The organism is Arthrobacter sp. 10N44_2, from assembly GCF_056394385.1.
Genome location: NZ_JBFTHT010000003.1, coordinates 19,633 through 38,234 on the forward strand (window position 1 = coordinate 19,633; position 18,602 = coordinate 38,234).

Annotated in this window: 10 protein-coding genes and 1 pseudogene; 7 read left to right on the plus strand and 4 right to left on the minus strand. The window is 68.8% G+C overall.

All coding sequences use genetic code 11. The annotated features are described in order from the left end of the window. Positions 1 to 2: 2 nt before the first annotated feature. Both AC1DBX_RS04685 and AC1DBX_RS04690 read right to left on the minus strand, forming a co-directional pair. Entirely contained in the window at positions 3 to 938 is a 936-nt protein-coding gene (locus AC1DBX_RS04685) for an ABC transporter substrate-binding protein (RefSeq protein ID WP_223913927.1), read from the minus strand. 408 nt (positions 939 to 1,346) lie between these two features. Then, entirely contained in the window at positions 1,347 to 2,057 is a 711-nt protein-coding gene (locus AC1DBX_RS04690; RefSeq protein WP_028277186.1) for a 3'-5' exonuclease, read from the minus strand. Positions 2,058 to 2,167: 110 nt separating this feature from the next. Here AC1DBX_RS04690 and AC1DBX_RS04695 point away from each other — a divergent pair, with 110 nt between their 5' ends. Genes AC1DBX_RS04695 through AC1DBX_RS04705 form a run of 3 tightly spaced genes read left to right on the plus strand, consistent with a single transcriptional unit; the run spans position 2,168 to position 9,590 of the window. Beyond that, on the plus strand, positions 2,168 to 2,584 hold the full coding sequence (locus AC1DBX_RS04695; protein WP_028277185.1) for an MGMT family protein: 417 nt from the start codon (positions 2,168 to 2,170) through the stop codon (positions 2,582 to 2,584). Between the two features lie 26 nt (positions 2,585 to 2,610). Beyond that, positions 2,611 to 5,964, plus strand: coding sequence for an ATP-dependent helicase (locus AC1DBX_RS04700; protein WP_476931280.1), 3,354 nt, complete (start codon positions 2,611 to 2,613; stop codon positions 5,962 to 5,964). Continuing rightward, entirely contained in the window at positions 5,961 to 9,590 is a 3,630-nt protein-coding gene (locus AC1DBX_RS04705) for an ATP-dependent helicase (protein ID WP_476931178.1), read from the plus strand. Before AC1DBX_RS04700 ends, AC1DBX_RS04705 begins: the two co-directional genes overlap by 4 nt. 377 nt (positions 9,591 to 9,967) lie before the next feature. Here AC1DBX_RS04705 and AC1DBX_RS04710 read toward each other — a convergent pair. Beyond that, positions 9,968 to 11,236 (minus strand): annotated as a pseudogene (locus AC1DBX_RS04710) (macrolide 2'-phosphotransferase); the annotation flags it as partial. Positions 11,237 to 11,434: 198 nt separating this feature from the next. Here AC1DBX_RS04710 and nudC point away from each other — a divergent pair. From nudC to AC1DBX_RS04725, 3 genes are all read left to right on the plus strand, one after another. Continuing rightward, positions 11,435 to 12,526, plus strand: a complete 1,092-nt coding sequence (nudC, locus tag AC1DBX_RS04715; RefSeq protein WP_476856662.1) for an NAD(+) diphosphatase — start codon at positions 11,435 to 11,437, stop codon at positions 12,524 to 12,526. A 181-nt stretch (positions 12,527 to 12,707) separates the two neighbouring features. Further along, positions 12,708 to 14,810, plus strand: a complete 2,103-nt coding sequence (locus tag AC1DBX_RS04720; RefSeq protein ID WP_476931281.1) for an ATP-dependent DNA helicase UvrD2 — start codon at positions 12,708 to 12,710, stop codon at positions 14,808 to 14,810. Continuing rightward, positions 14,810 to 15,454: a M48 metallopeptidase family protein gene (locus tag AC1DBX_RS04725; protein ID WP_230010553.1), complete on the plus strand. Its 645-nt coding sequence runs from the start codon at positions 14,810 to 14,812 to the stop codon at positions 15,452 to 15,454. The genes AC1DBX_RS04720 and AC1DBX_RS04725 overlap by 1 nt, the downstream gene beginning before the upstream one ends. Positions 15,455 to 15,461: 7 nt before the next feature. On the opposite strand, the gene AC1DBX_RS04730 is transcribed toward AC1DBX_RS04725, so the two are convergent. Further along, positions 15,462 to 17,006, minus strand: a complete 1,545-nt coding sequence (locus AC1DBX_RS04730) for a zinc-dependent metalloprotease (RefSeq protein WP_476931179.1) — start codon at positions 17,004 to 17,006, stop codon at positions 15,462 to 15,464. A gap of 257 nt (positions 17,007 to 17,263) precedes the next feature. Between AC1DBX_RS04730 and AC1DBX_RS04735 the strand changes: the two genes are divergently transcribed. After that, positions 17,264 to 18,412, plus strand: a complete 1,149-nt coding sequence (locus AC1DBX_RS04735) for a YlbL family protein (protein ID WP_476858897.1) — start codon at positions 17,264 to 17,266, stop codon at positions 18,410 to 18,412. The last annotated feature ends 190 nt before the right edge of the window (positions 18,413 to 18,602 follow it).

Here is an 18,602-nt window from a genome sequence, read left to right on the forward strand (position 1 = left end):
GACTAGGACTTCGGAACGGTGACAGCCTTGGAGCCCGGGGACCACGTGGCCGGGGTCTCGCGGTCCGGGTACCATTCCTTGGTCAGCTTGGACCAGGTGCCGTCGGCAATCACGGCGTCGAGGCCGGAGTTCAGCGCGTCGATGAGCGGCTGGTTTTCCTTGTTCACGGCGTACGCGGTGAAGTTCTGGGTGTTTACAACCGACTCGGCGATGACCGTGCCGTCGCCTTCCTTGACCTGGCCGGTAGCCTGCTGGGACGGAGCGACCCAGGCGTCGACCTGGCCGTTCTTCAAGTTGGCATACGCGGTGTTGTAGTCCTCGAAGCGGACGGGCTCGATCTGGAGGGTGTTGGTGACGTAGTCATCCTGCACCGTGCCCTGGACCACGGCGATGCGGGTGTCCTTGGTCAGGTCCTTGAACCCCTTGATGTTGGAGTCCTTCTTGGCGACCACGGCCATGTAGCCGAAGTCGTAACCGTTGGTGAAACCCACGGTCTTGCGGCGCGCGTCAGTGGTGGAGATCGAGGAGGACCCGAGGTCGAACTGCTTGTTCTGAACCTGGGCGAGCAGCGAGGCGAAGCCGGTCGCCTTGAACTCCACCTTGAGGCCCAGCTTGTCCGCAATGGCGCGCAGGAGCTCGTTGTCGTAGCCGGTGAACTTGCCCGACTTGTCGATGTAGATGTTCGGCGGGGCGTCCGAAAGGGTGCCCACAGTCAGGGTTCCGTCGCTGATCAGGCCGAGCTTGGACTTGTCAATCTGGTCCAGGGGAGTGACGTCCTTGGTCGTGTATTTGTCCAGGGACTTCTGGTCGCTGCCCTGGAGGGCATCCGTCGGTGACGCCGTTGACTGGGCCGAACCGCCGCCGCAGGCTGCAAGGGAAACCGCCACGGCGATGGCCACGGGAACGGTGGTCAGCCACTTCAAGGCTTTGCTTTTCATCACGCAATCACTTTCGTCTGAAATTCAGTGGGTCGCGGGAGGCTCATCGGGCCCCCGGCCGCTGGCTTGGGCGCCGGGTGGAGCAGACACGCCGCGAAAGATAATTGTGTCATCCGACGTGGGCGCCCATTCAATCCGAACAAATCAGAGATGATGTGTGCGTTCTGCGAACTATCTTCAGGATCGCGTGTGATCGGCGCTGATCCTGATAGTGCTGGCGGGGTGGCGCGGAATCATCGGCGCCGGAGCGGGCGGCAAGTGGAAGCCCCGGGCCGTGTGACCTCCGTCGCAATCACTGGATTTGCGCGCAGCGGGGGACTAGTTAAGCCGTTCCGCCGGCGAACGTTTCGTTTTAAGAAGTGCTCCCGCGCCGGGGCCCAGCGTCCGGAATCCCAGCGTCCGGAAATCCTAGAAGTCGCCCCGGCTGGCGTCCTCGGGAGGCAGGACGGGCCAGTCGCCTTCGATCACGGCGGCCGGCTTCGTCTTGCGCAGGTAGCTTTGGAAGTCCGCGGCCTGGGCAGAGGCCCATTCGACCTGGAGCTGGTGCAGGTTGCCCGCCGGCATCCTGAGCTTGGGGAATTTTCCGGCCATGGCATCGAGCATCCGAAGGGTTGCCAGGGCATCGGCCGCGGAGGTATGCGCGTTGTCCAGATTGACGCCGTACTCCTCGCACAAGGCGGTGAGCGTGCGCTTGCCCTTGCGGTAGCGGTCCACCTGTTTGTTCATGACGTACGGATCCAGCACGGGGAAGCGGCTCAACTGAGGGACGCCGTAGCGGGCAGACTCGGCGGCGAGCACCGTGAAGTCGTAGCTGGCGTTGAAGGCGATGACCGGCACACCCGTGTCGAAGAGCTCCTGGAGCACGGCGGCGACCTCCCGCGTCACTTCCGCGGCGGGGCGGCCTTCGCTGCGGGCCTTCTCGGTGGTGACGCCGTGGATGTCGCTGGCCTCGGTGGGAATCTCAACCCCGGGGTCCGCGAGCCACTCGTGTTCCTGGACAATCCCGCCGTCGGAGTCCACCACGGTGATGGATGCTGTGACAATCCGCGCCGCGCGGGAGTTCCGCCCGGTGGTTTCGAGGTCGAAGGCTGCGCGGGGGAGGGTGTTCCAAGTGCTCATGCTTCAACGCTACCTGCTGCCACTGACAGTTCCTGACCGGGGTGGCGGCGTGCCGTCTCCGCCTGCCGTCCCGGCGCTGTTCCGGAGTCCGGAACGGCTAGGCTGGACCGATGCGGACGGAGTATGTGGAGGCGGTGCTGGAGCTCGTGGCGTTGATCCCGGCCGGAACGGCGGTGGCCTACGGCGACGTTGCGGAACTCCTCGGCGCCGGCGGCCCGCGTCAGGTCGGATCGGTCATGAGCCACTATGGCAGCAGCGTGCCCTGGTGGCGCGTCCTGAAATCCAGCGGAGACGCCCCGCCCGGCCTGGAGCACGAGGCGTTGGGCCTTTATCTGCAGGAGGGGACGCCGCTGCTGGGCCGTTACGAGGACTTCCGCCGGACCGGCGAGGGGCGCTGGCGTGTTGACCTGGCCTCCGGCCGGTGGGCGCCCACCGACGCCGATTTCGACCGGATCGATGCCATCGCGGAGCGGCTCGAGCGGGAGTCGCATAAATTGTCGGTACCCGATGATGAAATGACTGTGTGAGTACCCCCAGCCACCTTGAACCAAGCCTGCAGCGGTCCGGGTCCCGTCCCCTTCCCGGGGCGGGGCGCGCAACGGGAGCGGGGCTGCGCCTGTTGCCGCCCCGGACCCAGCACAGCGCGGTGCCGGTGCTGTCACCGGACCAGCTCGCCGCCGTCGAGGTCCCGCCCGGCTCCGGCCCCGTCCTGGTGCCCGGCGCGCCCGGCACCGGCAAGTCGACGGTCCTTGTCGAGGCTGCCGTCCGCCGCACCCTGCGCGATGGCCTGGATCCGGAGCGGATGCTCATCCTGGCTCCCGGGCGGCTCGCCGCGGATACGCTCCGCGACCGGTTCACGGCCCGCCTGGACCGGAGCCTGAGCACGACGCCGGCACGGACCTGGGCGTCATATGCCTTCGATCTGATCCGCCGTGCCAAGGCCGAAGGCCTCCTGCCGCTTCCGCGCCAGCCGAAGCTGCTCTCCGGCCCGGAACAGGACCTGATCATCAAGGAACTGCTGGAGGGCCATGCGCTGCCCGGCCTCGAGCTGCCCTGGCCCGAGGACCTGGGCGCCGCCCTGCAGACCCGCGGTTTCCGGCAGGAAGTGCGCCAGCTCTTTGACCGGATCATCGAATCCGGGCGGACCGCCGAGGACCTTGTAGCCTTGGCCCGGCAGTGCAACCGGCCGGACTGGATTCCGGCGGCCGCCCTGTACTCCGAATACCGCGATGTCCTGGACCTGCGCATGCCCGAGGCCTTCGACCCCGCCGGCATCATCACTGCCGCGCGCCAGATCTTCCAGGACTCACCCGATTTCCTCGCCGCCGAACGCGACCGCCTGCAGCTGATTCTCGTGGATGACATCCAGGAGGCGAACCCGGCGGTCTTCGAATTGCTCGCCGACATCGCCGCCGGCAAGGATGCCATCATCACTGCCTCGCCGGACACCGTGGTTCAGGGCTTCCGCGGGGCACGTCCCGATCTCGTGGCGGAGCTTCCCGGCCTCCTGGCACCTGACGGGACGATCCTGGAACGACCCCTGTGGACGGCGCATCGGCAGGACCCGGCCGTGGCGGAGGCATGGCTGGCAGTGGCCGGGCGCATCTCCCGCAGGTCCGGCGGGCAGTCCGCCCGCCGGCTCGAACAGCCCGGACCAGTGCCGGCGCCGGACGGGCAACCAGTCCCGACACCGGACAGAGCCGCCGGCGCCCGCGCTGGGACGGTCGAGGCCCACCTGCTGCCCTCCCCGGTCCACGAGCTGCGGTATGTGGCCCAGCGGATCCTCGAAGCCCAGCTGAACGACGCCCGGGAACTCGGGGACATCGCCGTGATCGTGCGCAACGGCGGCCAGCTCAGCCAGTTGCAGCGGTACCTGGCCGGCCAGGGGATCCCGGTCCGGATTCCCGTCGCCGAATCCGCCGTCCGGGACGAGGTCGCGGTCCGTCCGCTTCTCGATGCCTATGCGGTGGCCCTGGACCCTGCCGTGCTCACACCCGAGTCAGCGGTGTCCTTGCTGACGTCCCGGATAGGCGGCGCCACCGCGATTGAACTGCGGAGGCTGCGGCAGTCGCTGCGCCGGGAGGAACTCCTGGGCGGCGGCGGGCGCACCAGCGACGCGCTCCTGGTCGAAGCCCTGCTGGAGCCGGGAGCGCTCGCAACGCTGGGCATCGAGGGGCACTCGGCCCGCCGGATTGCCCGGATGATCGCAGCGGGCCGGGACGCCGCCGGTGCCCCCGGAGGCAACGCCGAGACGGTGCTCTGGGCGCTCTGGCATTCCACCGGCCTGGCCTCCCGCTGGACCGACGCCGCCCTCGCCGGAGGCTCAGCCGGTGCCCGGGCCGACCGTGACCTTGATGCCATGATGGCGCTGTTCCATACCGCGGAACGCTTTGTGGACCAGCTGCCGGGTTCGGGCCCGGAGCAGTTCCTTGAATACCTGCTCAGCCAGGAACTTCCCATGGATACCCTGGCCGCCCGGGCGCAGCTGGAAGACGCGGTGGAGCTCATGACCCCTGCCAGCGCGGCCGGCCGCGAATGGCCAGTGGTCATTGTGCCCGGACTTCAGGAAGGCGTGTGGCCCAACACCCGGTTGCGCGGCGAGCTGCTCGGCAGCACGTTGTTCGCCGACGCCGTCGAACACGGCGTGGAGTATGCCCTGCGACTGGATCCGCAGAGCCGGCTGCGCGAAATACGCTATGACGAGCTCCGGAGCTTTTCCACGGCAGTCTCCCGCGCCCGGGAGGTGCTGATCTGCACGGCGGTGTCCTCGGAGGACGAGCAGCCGTCCTCGTTCCTGGACTATGTGGCGCCGTTGCGGCCCGGGCAGGACCGCCGGGGCTTTACCCCGGTCGAGCGTCCGCTGACCCTCCGGGCGCTGGTCGCGGAACTGCGGCAGTACGCCCAGCTCGACCCGAGGGCGGCCGAATCGGCGGAAGCCGCGGCCGTCCTGGGGGGCCTGGCCACGGCCCAGCCGCCGGTTCCGGGCGCGCACCCCGCGAGCTGGTGGGGGCTGGCGGAGTTGTCCTCGGAGGAGGCGGTGGTTCCGCCGGGCGGTACCGTGTTCGTGTCGCCCTCGAAGGTCGAAACCGTGCAGAAATCTCCGCTGGACTGGTTTATCCAAGCCGCAGGCGGTGAAGCCGCCACCGATTTTGCCCGCAGCCTCGGAACGCTGGTCCACGCCATTGCGCAGGACCTCCCGGACGCCTCGGGAAGCGAATATGTCGCCGAACTCGTCCGGCGCTGGCCCACGCTGGGGATGAAGGACAACTGGGAAGGCAAACTGGACTTCCAGCGAGCCGAGTCCATGGTCCGCAAGCTCGCCCAGTATGTCCTCGTGATGCGCAGCGAGGGCCGGAGCCTGATCGGCGTCGAACAGGACTTTGAGGTGAAGCTGCCGGACGTTCCGGCGGAGGCCGCTTCCACACAGGCCGGATCCGATCCGGGCGAGGGCGGAACCACCGGTCCGGCGCGGCCCGCCGTGCTCAGGGGCCAGGTCGACCGGCTGGAGATCGACGCCGAGGGCCGGCTGGTGATCATCGACCTCAAGACCGGCAAACGCCAGCCCGGCAAAGCGGATCTGGACCGGCACCCGCAGCTCGGTGCCTACCAGGCCGCCGTGCTGGCCGGCGGCTTCGCGGGTCCCGACGACGGTCCGCCGCCGCTGCCGGGCGGCGCCGTCCTGGCCCAGCTGGGCACCACCACCAAGAGCCCCGGCATCCAGGCCCAGGCACCGCTGGATCCGCAGGACAACTGGGCACTGGAGATGGTCGGCGACGCCGCCCGCGTGATGTCCGGCAGCGTTTTCCAGGCCCGCCACGATCCGTCCAAGGGAGGCCACGGCGGCCACGGCTGCCGGCTCCCTGAAGTGTGCCCGCTGTGCGTGCGGGGAAAGCAGGTTACTGAATGAGCCCCGAGGCGCCGGCAAGCGGCCCGACCGACCCGCATCCGGCACCGGCTCCCCTCCCCGAGCCCCTTCCTGAGCCGCGGTTCAGCCCGGAAGAGCTGTCGGCACTGCTGGGGGAGGGGAACAGCCCCACGGCCGAACAGTCCCTGATCATTTCCTCGCCCCTCACGCCGCGGCTCGTGATCGCCGGGGCGGGCTCGGGGAAGACCGCCACCATGGCGGACCGGGTCGTGTGGCTCGTCGCCAACGGCTGGGTCCGGCCGGAGGAAGTCCTCGGCGTCACCTTCACCCGCAAGGCCGCCGGTGAACTCGCCTCGCGGATCCGGGCCAAGCTGGCCGCGCTGGCGCGCATCGCGGCGGCCGACACCGGGAACACGCTCTTCCCTGCCGGGCTGCTGAGCGCGGATGCGCTCGAACCCAAGGTCTCCACATACCACTCGTATGCGAGCGGCATTGTGTCCGACTACGGTCTCCGCCTCGGCGTCGAACGCGACGTCGTGCTGCTCGGCGGCGCCCAGTCGTTCCAGCTCGCCAGCGAGGTGGTAGAAGCCTTTGACGGGGACTACGAACACTTCCGGTCCGCCAAATCAACGCTCGTCAGGGCCGTGATCCAGCTGGCGGGAGAGTGCTCCGAGCATTTGCAGGACCCGGCCCAGGTCCGTGGCTGGCTCTTGGAGCGGGTCGCCGCGTTCGAGTCGCTCCCGTATGTCGCAGAAGCCAAGAAGAACCCCACCCAGGCTGCGGGCGAGCTCAGCGCGATGCTTCGCACGCGGGCCAGCGTCGCGGACATGGTGGGCCGCTATTCCGAGGCGAAGCGCGCCCGCGGCGCCCTGGACTTCGGTGACCTGGTGGCCCTGGCGGCGCGGGTGGCCAGTGAGATTCCGGTCGCCGCCCAAACAGAGCGCCAGCGTTACAAGGTGGTGCTTCTCGATGAGTTCCAGGACACCTCGCACGCCCAGTTGGTGCTGTTCTCCCGGCTCTTCGGCGACGGCCATGCGGTTACCGCGGTGGGGGACCCGAACCAGTCCATCTACGGATTCCGGGGAGCGTCCGCCGGGCAACTCTTCCATTTCGTCCGCGAATTCCCGATCCTCGTCAGCAGCGAAGGCACCGTCACCGCCAATAGCGGCGAAGGCACCGTCACCGCCAATGGCGGGGAAGGCACCGACACCGCCAATGGCAGCTCGCGGGACCGGGGCAGCGGGCAGGCCCGGCGCTTTGCCGTGGCGCCCACCTCCTACTTGACTACAGCGTGGCGCAACGGACGCAACATCCTGGCCACGGCCAACCTCATTTCGGCGCCCCTGAGCAAAGCGGCGGCGAACCTCGGGGCCGCCGGGGCCCGGGAAAGCGCCGACGCCGTCGAGGTCCCGCCACTGCAGCCCAGCCCGGCCGCGGTGGACGGCAGGGTGGTGATGGGACGGTTCGCCACGGACGAAGCCGAGGCCGCGGCGATCGCAGGCGACGTGCTGAAATTTCGCGTGACGGACTTCGACGCCGCGCACTCCGCCGACCCGGTTCCGCCGGCCATGGCTGTCCTGTGCCGGCGCCGGGCACAGATGGAATGCATTCGCCGCGAGTTCGAAGTCCGGGGCATTCCCTATGAAATCGTTGGGCTCGGCGGGCTGTTGGACACGCCGGAAATCATCGATCTTGTTGCTACGCTCCGGGTCCTGGCCGACCCGGGCCGCTCGGACTCCCTCATGCGCCTGCTGGCCGGCGCGCGGTGGCGGATCGGCCCGGCGGACCTGATGGCCCTGCGGGACTGGTCGAGTTTCCTGGCCCGCCGTCGGGGTCGCCCCGGCGGCCTGGAGGCCGGCGACGCCGGACAGGGTGCCGAGGATGACGGGCGTGCCGCCGAGGACGCGCTGGATGACGCTGTGATCGAAGGCGACATCACGGACGCCGCCAGTCTGGTCGAGGCCCTGGACTGGCTGCCCCGCGACGGCTGGACCTCGGCGCACGGACGCAGACTGAGCCCGGAGGCCCGGGACCGTCTGCAGCGGCTCTCGGACGAGCTCCGGCAGTTGCGCAGCTACATGGGGGACGACCTCACCACTTTGCTCGGGGAGGTCGAACGGGCGATGCTCCTGGACATCGAAGTTGCGGCCCGGCCCGGGATCAGCATCCATCAAGCCCGCCGCAACCTGGACGCCTTCCAGGACGCGGCGGCCGGGTTCCTGCACACCTCCCAGCGGGTAGATGTCCTGGCGTTCCTCGCATGGCTGGAAGCTGCGGCCGCCGAGGAAAACGGTCTGGATGCCGCAGCGCCGGAGGTGAACCACGAAGCCGTCCAGCTGCTGACCGTGCATGCCTCCAAGGGGCTGGAATGGGATGTCGTGTTCGTTCCCGGGCTCAATTCCGGGGCGTTCCCCAGCAGCCGCGACTCGCGGTGGAGCAGCGGCAGTGCGGCACTGCCGTGGCCGTTGCGCGGCGATCGCACCGATTTGCCCCAGTGGGACCTGGACCAGCCGGACCAAAAAGGCTGGCTTGACGCCGAGAAGGAGTTCAAGTCGGCCGTCCAGGCGCACGGCGAGGCCGAGGAACGGCGCCTGGCCTACGTGGCGTACACCCGTGCCAAACACGTGCTCTGGCTATCGAGTGCCGCGTGGGTGGGGTCCCGGGCCGGTTTGGCGGAGATGTCTCCCTTCCTTGCCGGGCTCGAGGGCCTCACCGCCGACGGCGCGGCCGAAATCCATCCGCTGTCCGTCAGCGAGGACGCGCTGCCGGCCGAAAGCCCCCTGACCTCTGAACTCGAAGTCGCCGCCTGGCCCTATGATCCGCTGGAGGGCCCGCATGACCCCCGGACGGGAAAACGGCTACGGCTTGTCCCGGGCCGGCGGGCGGCCATGGAATCCGCAGCGGCCCGTGTCCTGCAGGCAATGGCATCCGGCCCGGATGGCGCGGACGCCGGAAAACGTCCCATCCTGCGCGGTCCCGCCGCCGGGTGGGCGCAGGAGGCGGCCACTTTGCTGGAACGCCGCTCCCGGCGTTCGGTGGTCCAGGATGTGCATCTGCCCGGGCACATCTCGGCGTCGACTCTCGTGGACCTGGAAGATGACCCAGGCTCCGTTGTGGCCCGCCTGCGCAGGCCGATCCCGCGCGAACCGGGGATGTCGGCGCGCAAGGGCACGGCCTTCCACGCCTGGGTGGAGGAATACTTCGGCGCCGCCGGGATGCTGGACCTGGGTGAGGCAGCCGGCGCTGACGACCACATCGACGAGGCCTACGGCCTGGATTCCATGGTGGAGACTTTCCGTCAGTCCGAGTGGGCCCACCGCGCCCCCGCCCACGTCGAGGTCCCGGTCGAGACACGGATCGGCGACGTCGTGGTCCGGGGCAGGATCGACGCCGTGTTCCGCGACGCCGACGGCCGCTGGGATCTTGTGGACTGGAAGACCGGCCGCCGCCCCTCGGCGGCCCAACTGAAGGTCAAGGCAGTCCAGCTCGCCGTCTACCGGCTGGCCTGGGCCCGGCTCAAGGGGGTCCCGTTGGAGGACGTCCGGGCCGCTTTCTATTACGTGGCCGACAACCAGGTGGTCCGCCCCCATGACCTCGGATCAGCGGAAAAGCTTGAGGAAATCGTGTCGGCGGCGCTAGGGAGGACAGCGACGCACAGCGGCGCCTAGCGGATGTCAGCCGGCCGGAGAAAGCCCGCCGAACGATCCGGGCGGGGCAGTACACCTGAACCGGCCGGCAGCCGGCGCTAGCGGGACGCGGAGTCGACCACCGTGATCGCGGCGGTTGACGTGTTGTCACCGGACCCGGGCTGGACGACGGCGATCGATTGCGTCGATGTGTCGGTACCGGCTGGAACCGCGGCCCCGGCGTCGCTGTCACCGGCCTCACTGACCTTCCCGGAGTCCGGGTCGGGGGCCGCCGCCTGCGGGGCGCCGTCCAGCGCGGCATCAGCGCTGGAGGGCTCGGAGGACTTGGCGGCGCCGGGGATTGCGGTGATGTCGGCGGACGCACCTGCGGCCTTACCGGCGCCCGGCTCGGCGCTTGCCTGGTCGCCTGCTTCAGCGGCTGCGGCTGCGGCTGCGGTTGTGTCTGCGATGGGCTGGGGGACAGCCGCCGGTTCGTCAGCCCCCGTTTCGCGGGGGATAGGCGTGACGTGCACAGCGGGCCTGGCACTGATGCCGGCAGTGGCATCATCAGCCGGAGCGCTGCCCGTGACCGGCTCCATAGGCAGCAGCGTGACCTTGCTGACGGCGGGCGCCGTCCCGTTGGCCGCTGGGGCCGGCGCGGCCGGGACCGTCGGCGCATCGACATGAGCACCGGCGTCGGCAATGGCTTGTTCGGTGCCGGGTTCGGGTGCCGCGACCGGCTGCGGCAGCGGTTCCACGCTGATCGGCTGGCCGCCGTGTTCGGCCACGTCCTCGGCCAGTGTGGCGAGCATGGATTCCGCCTCGTCGATCATTTCCTGGTTGCCGGCGGCCATGCCCTTGACCAGATACTGCGCCAGGGCGAATTCGGCGGAGAGCGCGGCCCGCCGCAACAGGTGCACATCGGGCGCGTCGCGCCGGCTGGAGGTGTAGTGATCCAGGACCGCATTCACAAAGTCCTGTTCGTTGGAGGCGACCAGCCAGGCCATGTCGTCCGCCGGGTCACCGATGCGCAGGTCGGTCCAGCCTGTCACTGCGGTCACACGCTCACCCTCGACCAGCAGGTTGTCCTCGTGGAGGTCGCCGTGAACGACGCAGGGATTGAAGCGCCAGAGCGAGACGTCTTCCATGGCGTGTTCCCAGCGCCGCAGCAGCAGCGGCGGGATTTTTCCGGTCGTGGCCGCCTGGTCCAGTTCATTGAGGCGCCGCTGGCGGAATTCGTTGGGCGTGTAGCTGGGCAGATCGGCGTTGCTCACGATTGACCGTGGGAGGTCATGGATCGCGGCCAGGGCCGCCCCGATTTCGCGGGCCAGCGCGGGAGAGCCGTTGCTGAGCTCGTCCAGGGAGCGGGTGGCGCCGGCCAGGTGCGAATAGACAAACGTGCTGAGCTGGCCTTGCCGGACCGTTCCCGCCACTGTGGGCATGAGGAACGGGAGCTCGGCCCGGATGCCGGGAGCGAACGCACGCAGCACCAGGAATTCGGTTTCCAGCCGGGCGCTCGCTTCGGCATGCCGGGGGGAGCGGACGCGCCAACGCTTGCCCTCAGAGTCCAGCAGGAGGGCCGCGTCGAAGTCCGCCGGATCGTCGGGCGCAGAGCTGACGGCGGTCGGGGTCAGGCCGGGTACCGCCGCCGTTGCTACAGCTGCCAGTTCGATTGGTTTCCTTCTCACCCTTCCACGGTAGATTGAGCGGCGCCCAAGTCGGCGATGCACTCCGGCGAGTCTTGAGATCGGGGACAAATCGGAGGGAAATCGGAGGGAAATGGGCGCTGAATCCGGGGCAGGCGGCTTGTCCCGCACATGCTGTGGAGCGCCCGGCGGCATGGTCGGCAAATGTCAATTGTCTGCCCGAGTCAGTACGGTGGGTGTATGAGTCTTGCGGAGTCAGCGGCATCTTCATCGGCATCACAGCAAACACCCTCCGAATCCCCGGCATCCGACGGTGCGGCGCCGCCGCTGCATCTCCTGCCGGCAAACCACCTCATGGAGACGGTCCTTCCCGTGCGCCCGGCCCTGATCGACCGCGGATCCGCCGCGCGGGTGAAACCCGGAATGCTCGCGGAGCTGGTCGGTTCAGGCGCGGCGCAGGCCGTGGTGCTCTCCGGCAGGCAGGCCCTCGTCAGCGGCAACAGCCTCGTGCTCCTCAACGCGGCCGAGCTCTCCGGGCACCTGGCCAACACCCCGTACGCTCCCGAACACGTGATTTACCTCGGTTCCGCCCTGGCCGGTTCGGACCTCGACGCCGGCACCGAGCTTGTCCTCTTTGTCCTCCCGCTTCAGTTCGAAGTCCAGGCCGAGGAATTCGAGGCTCACGTGGCCGGCGTTCCGAGCGATGCGCAGTGGGTGGGTTTCCGCGAAGTCGCGGCACGCCTGAACGCCACGGACACTGCGCTGTTCATCGAAGCCAGCGCCATCGCCAACTGGCATTCCACCCACACTCACTGCCCGCGCTGCGGCACTCCCACGCAGCCGGAAGCCGGTGGCTGGGTCCGGCGCTGCCCGGCCGATAACTCCGAGCACTTCCCCCGGACGGATCCGGCCATCATCGTCACCGTGGTGGGCCCCGACGGGAGACTGCTGTTGGGCGGAGGCGGCCCACTCGACGCCCGGAACTATTCGACCCTCGCCGGCTTCGTCGAACCGGGGGAGTCGCTCGAACAGGCCGTGCAGCGCGAAATCAGCGAGGAAGTCGGGGTCCGCGTCACCGCGTCCCAGTACCTTGGATCGCAGTCCTGGCCGTTTCCCGCCTCCCTGATGCTCGGCTTCACGGCCACCACGCCGGACACCGAAGCCCGCCCCGACGGCGTCGAGGTCACCAGGGCACGGTGGTTCAGCCGGAGCGAACTGCAGGACGCCGTCCTCAGCGGCGAGATCGTCATTTCCAGCAGGCTCTCCATCGCCCGGTCCCTTATTGAACACTGGTACGGCGGCATCATTCAGGACGCCGCGGACAGCGCCTGACACTGCCCCATACAGGCTGACACCGCCTGCCCCTATCCGCAGGACACCGACTACCGACTGAGCAGCAAAAGTGACCACAGAGAAATTGAACTTCAGCACCATCCCCGGCGGGGAACCGTCGGGCGGCACGACGTCGGGCGATGCCCCGCCTGCCGATGCCCCGGAACCTGACGGCCGTTCGCTGGAGGAACGGATCCTCGGCGGCCTCGACGCTGAGCAACGCGAGGTTGCCAGCACCCTCCAGGGGCCCATGTGTGTCCTGGCCGGTGCCGGGACCGGCAAGACCCGCGCCATCACGCACCGGATCGCCTACGGCGTGCACTCAGGGGTGTACAGCCCGCAACGGCTCCTCGCTGTCACCTTCACGGCCCGGGCTGCCGCCGAGATGCGCAGCCGGCTCCGTGACCTCGGCGTCGGCAACGTTCAGGCCCGTACCTTCCACGCCGCGGCGCTGCGCCAGTTGCAGTTCTTCTGGCCGCAGGCTGTCGGCGGCACCCTGCCCAATCTGCTGGACCACAAGGCACAGATGATTGCCGAGGCCGCGCGGCGGCTCCGGCTCAGCACGGACCGCGCCTCCATCCGGGACCTCGCCTCCGAAATCGAGTGGGCCAAGGTATCCATGCTGACCCCGGCGAACTATCTGGAGAACGCCCAGGGCCGGGGCAATCCGGGCGGCTTCGACCTGACGGCCGTGGCACGGGTCTTCCAGTCCTATGAGGACGTCAAGACCGACCGCAACGTCATCGACTTCGAGGACGTGCTGCTGATCACCGTGGGGATCCTGCAGGAGGACCCAAAGGTGGCAGCGACCGTCCGGGAACAGTACCGGCACTTCGTCGTCGACGAGTACCAGGACGTCTCGCCGCTGCAGCAGCGGCTCCTGGAGCTGTGGCTCGGCGGACGCGACGAGCTCTGCGTCGTGGGCGACGCCAGCCAGACCATCTACTCCTTCACCGGCGCCTCCCCGAAGCACCTGCTCGGGTTCAAAGCGATGTATCCCGAGGCCCACGTCGTTAAGCTGATCCGGGACTACCGGTCCACGCCCCAGGTCGTCAGGCTCGCCAACGACCTCCTCGCCGGCCGGCGCAGCGGCGGCCCGGTGGCGGACGCCGCCTGGGCCACGCCTTTGCAGCTCGTGGCGCAGCGGCCGGCGGGCCCGGTGCCGCGGTTCACCGAATGCTCGGATGACGAGGCGGAGGCCGCCACTGTCGCCGCGCGGATCCGTGAACTCCTCGACGCCGGAACACCGGCGAGCCAGGTCGCCGTGCTCTTCCGCACCAACGGGCAGTCCGAAGCCTACGAACAGGCGCTGGCCTCGGCGGGGATCGGCTACCAGCTGCGCGGCGGTGAGCGGTTCTTCGCGCGGAAGGAGGTCCGGGACGCCATCCTGCAGCTCCGGGCCGCGACCCGGGCGGTGGCTGAAACCGCCACGCCCGAGCCGCTCGGGCAGCTGGTCCGGGACATCGTCGCCTCCCTGGGCTACACGGACGCGGCGCCGCACAGCGGCGGCGCTCTCCGGGAGCGCTGGGAATCGCTGGCCGCCCTCGTGGCGCTGGCCGACGAACTCGTGATCAGCAGGGGCCCGCAGTTCTCGCTCCCGGACTTTGTCAACGAGCTCCAGGAACGGTCCCTGGCCCAGCACGCTCCGACTGTGCAGGGCGTTACCCTGGCATCCCTGCACGCCGCCAAGGGCCTGGAATGGGACGCCGTGTTCCTGGTCGGGCTGAGTGAGGGCCTCGTGCCGATCTCGTTCGCGGACACTCCTGAAGCGGTGGACGAGGAACGCCGGCTCCTGTACGTCGGAATCACCCGCGCCCGCGAACACCTGTCCCTGTCCTGGTCCACTGCCCGGACACCCGGCGGACGCGCCAACCGCAAGCCCTCGCGCTTCCTGAACGGCCTGCGCCCCGACTCGGTGGCCAGCTCCCACCTGCGGGGCAAGGGCCCGGCGCCGCGCCGGAAGGCGGCCGTTCCGGCGTCCTGCCGGGTCTGCGGCAGCATGCTCTCCAGCGGCGCGGAGCGCAAGGTGGGCCGCTGCAACCAGTGCCCGCCCAGTTACGAGGAACAGACGTTCGACGCGCTCAGGCAGTGGCGGAAGGACGTGGCCCTGGAGGCGGACGTCCCGGCATTCGTGGTGTTCACCGATGCCACCCTGACCGCCATCGCCGAGGCGCGCCCCGAGTCGTTGGAGCAGTTGGCCAAACTCGCCGGCGTGGGTCCATCCAAACTGGAGAAGTACGGCGAGGCCGTTCTGACAGTCCTGGCCGAAAGCACGGTTCAGTGATGCCCAGTTCAGTGATGTCCGGTTCAGTTCCGGCGGCCACACCGCTGACCACCGCCGACGGCGCCCCGGTAGTGGTCCGCCGCTCTGCGCGCCGACGCCGCACGGTCGCCGCGTTCTGGGAGGATGGCACCGCCGTCGTCGCCATCCCCGCGTCCTTCAGCAGGGCGCAGGAACGGGAGTGGGTCCATCGCATGCTGGAGAAACTCCGGCGCCAGGGGGACCGGGCGGCGCGGGGTTCCGGCCGGCGCCGCCCCCGCAGCGATGCCGACCTTGCCGCCCACGCCGCGGATCTGTCGGCGAAGTACCTGGGCGGCAGGGCGGTGCCCTCCTCGGTCCGCTGGGTCACCAACCAGAATTCGCGCTGGGGTTCCGCGACGCCGTCCGAAGGGACCATCCGGCTCTCGGCGAAGCTGCAGCCCATGCCGCAGTGGGTGATCGACTACGTGCTGCTTCACGAACTGGCCCACCTCCTGGTGGCCGGCCACGATGCCGCCTTCTGGCGGTTGCTGACGGCGTACCCGGAGACTGAGCGTGCCAAGGCCTTCCTGGAAGGGGTCTCGTTCGCGACCTCACGCGGCCTGGCGCCCGACGGCGGATACGACGAAGCCCCGGACGGAACCGAAATCCCGGCCGGGGCCTACTAGCGTTCGGCTAGGCCTTGGGCGTGCCGCCGTCGTCCGGTCCGCCGTCCTGACGGTCGTCGTCCTTGGCCGCCGGTTCGTCCGTGCCCTCTGAATCCGCCGTGCCTTCTGAATCCGCGGTGCCCTCGGTGTCCGTGGTGCCCTCTGAATCCGGAGTGCCCTCTGAATCCGCCGTGCCCTCGGTGTCCGTGGCGTCGGCGCCGGCCTGCTCGTCGAACCCTCCGCTAAGCAGTTTCTGCAGGGCGTCATCCACTTCGCTGTCGCTGGCTTCGGCGAGTTTGCGGCGTTCGCTGAAGCCTTGCGGATCTTCCAGGTCCTCTGCCGTGGGAAGCAGGTCGGGATGCTGCCAAACGGCGTCGCGGCCGTCGACCCCACGCTCTTCCTTGAGCAAGGCCCACAGCGTGGCGGCCTCGCGGAGCCGGCGCGGCCGCAGTTCGAGTCCCACGAGGGAGGAGAACGCGTGTTCCGCGGGGCCCCCGGTGGCCCGGCGCCGCCGGACGGTTTCGCGCAACGCGGCCGCGGACGGCAACATCTTCTCGGTTGCACCCCAGGTGAGTTCGTCCACCCAGCCTTCCACCAGGGCAAGCGCGGTCTCCAGCTTTTCGAGGGCCTGCTCCTGGGCGGGAGTGCGCTGCGGCATGAAGACTCCCTGCGAGAGCGCCTCCTGGATGCCCTCGGGGTTGCTGGGATCGATCTCGCGTGCCAGTTCTTCGATCTTGGACGTGTCGATGTGGATGCCGCGGGCGTAGGCCTCGATCGCGCCGAGCAGGTGCCCGCGCAGCCAGGGGACCTGGACGAAGAGACGGGCGTGTGCCGCCTCGCGCACGGCCAGGAACAGGCGGATGTCGTTCTCCGGCAGGCTGAGGCCCTCACCGAATTTCGCCACGTTGGCCGGCAGGAGCGCCATTTCGAGGTCTGCGAGGGGCACGCCAATGTCCGTCGAGCTGACCACTTCGGCCGAGAGCGCGCCGATAGCCTGGCCGAGCTGCATGCCGAAGATCGCCCCGCCCATGTTCTGGATCATCGAGGAGGCGCCGCCCATCATGGACTTCATTTCCTCGGGCATCTGCTCGGTCATGGCGGCCGAGAGCGCATTGGCAATGCTGTTGGCCACGGGCTCGGTCAGCCGCTTCCACGTCCCAAGGGTTTCCTCGACCCATTCGGCGCGGGACCACGCCCGGCCGATCAGTCCTGTGGCCGGAAGCCCGGTGACCTGGTCGAGCCACAGTTCGGCCAGCCGAAGGGCCTCATCGACCTCCCGCGACTGATGCGCCGTGACCGAGGGGTCGGTTCCGCTGGCGGCGACGCGCCGGGCGTTGTCATGTGCCAGCTGCCAATTGACGGGCCCCTCCGAGGGGGCGCTCATCATCGCCTGCACCTGGGTGAACATCTGGGCCAGGAGGTTTGGATCGTCCGGGAGGCCTGCTGCCTTGGCGAGCTCGGCGGGGTCGATATTGCCCATGCCCTGCCCGCCCATCAGGTTTTTGAGCATTTCGGCCAAGGGATCCTTGGGTTCCTCGTCGCCATTGGACGGATTGAGTGGGTTGGAGGTCATGATCCCGCCGATCGTCGGTGTGGCTGCTTCTCAACTTCACGGTACCCCTGTGCAAGAGTGGCTGTCTGCCGAAACCGCGCCACGTTCGCTGTAGGCAAAGAGCGGTCCGGGGTCTCAAGCGCGTAGGCTTGGAAGTTGGAATATTTGCACGCGGCAGCCTCGGGTTAGGCTGCGGCCCTGGTGCGTGGTCGCGGTGTCCTCTCGGGCTTGTCCTGGCAGGGCCGCAGCCCCTCGTGCCGGCACGGAGAGGTCGTTCAATGACAATCACCCACGGTGAGCAGCCCGCCAGCGACCCAGCGGCCGGCCCTGCCCGGGGCAGGTGGGCGCGACTGGCTGGCGCCGGCGTGCGGCGCCCGCGCAACAACCGGTCTTCAGCCATGCTTGTCTCGGGGCTGCTTGCCGCCGCACTGGGCATCACCGCGGTGAGCCTGCCCGTGCCCTACGTGATCGAGTCTCCCGGCCCCACCTTCAACACCATCGGCCAGGACAACGGCAAACCGGTGATCAGCGTCAGCGGCCATGAGTCGTTTCCCGCCAAGGGCAGCCTGGACCTGACCACTGTCTATGTCGACGGCGGTCCCAACGGTCCGGTCAGCGTCTTCGAGGCGTTCTCGGCATGGCTGAACGGGACCAAGGCCGTCTACCCCCAGGAACTGCTCTTCCCCACCGGCGTCACCAAGGAACAGTCCCAGCAGGAGAGCGCCACCGCGATGACCACCTCCCAGGAGAACGCCATCGCCTCGGCACTGAAGGAACTGAAGATTCCGTTCGGGCAGAAAATGCAGGTGGCCGGGCTCCCGGACGACTCCGCCTCGAAAGGACTGTTGCAGGCAGGGGACGAACTTGTCTCCATCAATGACAAGCCCATAACTGCGCTCGGCGTGGTCCAGGCGGAACTGGCCGCCGGCAACGGCAAGCCCGCCAAGGTTATTGTCGAACGCGCCGGCGCCCGGGTGCCAGTCACCATTACGCCGGCCAAAAACAGTGCGGGCCGCTACATCCTGGGCGTCTTGCTGCAGTACAAGTTCACCTTCCCGTTTGATGTCACCATCTCGCTCGACAAGGTCGGTGGCCCCAGTGCGGGCATGATGTTCGCGCTTGGCATCATTGACACCGTCACTCCCGGGGACCTGACCGGCGGCAAGCACATCGCCGGAACCGGAACCATCACCCCGGACGGTGCCGTAGGACCCATCGGCGGGATCGCCCAGAAGATGCAGGGGGCGCGGTCCGGCGGGGCCACGCTGTTCCTGGCCCCGGCGGCCAACTGCGAAGACGTCCTGGGCCACATCCCCGACGGCCTGCAGGTGGTCCGGGTCGAGAACCTCACCGAGGCCCGCAAGGCAGTTGAACTGGCCGCGTCAGGCGGCGACACATCGGGCCTGCCCGTCTGCACCAACAACTAGACTGGCCGCGGAACTAAGCGCCGTCCCCACTCGTGGCACTAATTGACGGCCGCGCCGTCCCGCCGGGACCCTGCTGCAGGGCCCTGACGGAACGGCGGTGACGGCCGTTAGAATGCATCAACCTGCAACACCGGCACTTGGTCGCCAGACTGAGCCACAGCAGCGACTGATAACTAAAAACCAGCAGTAG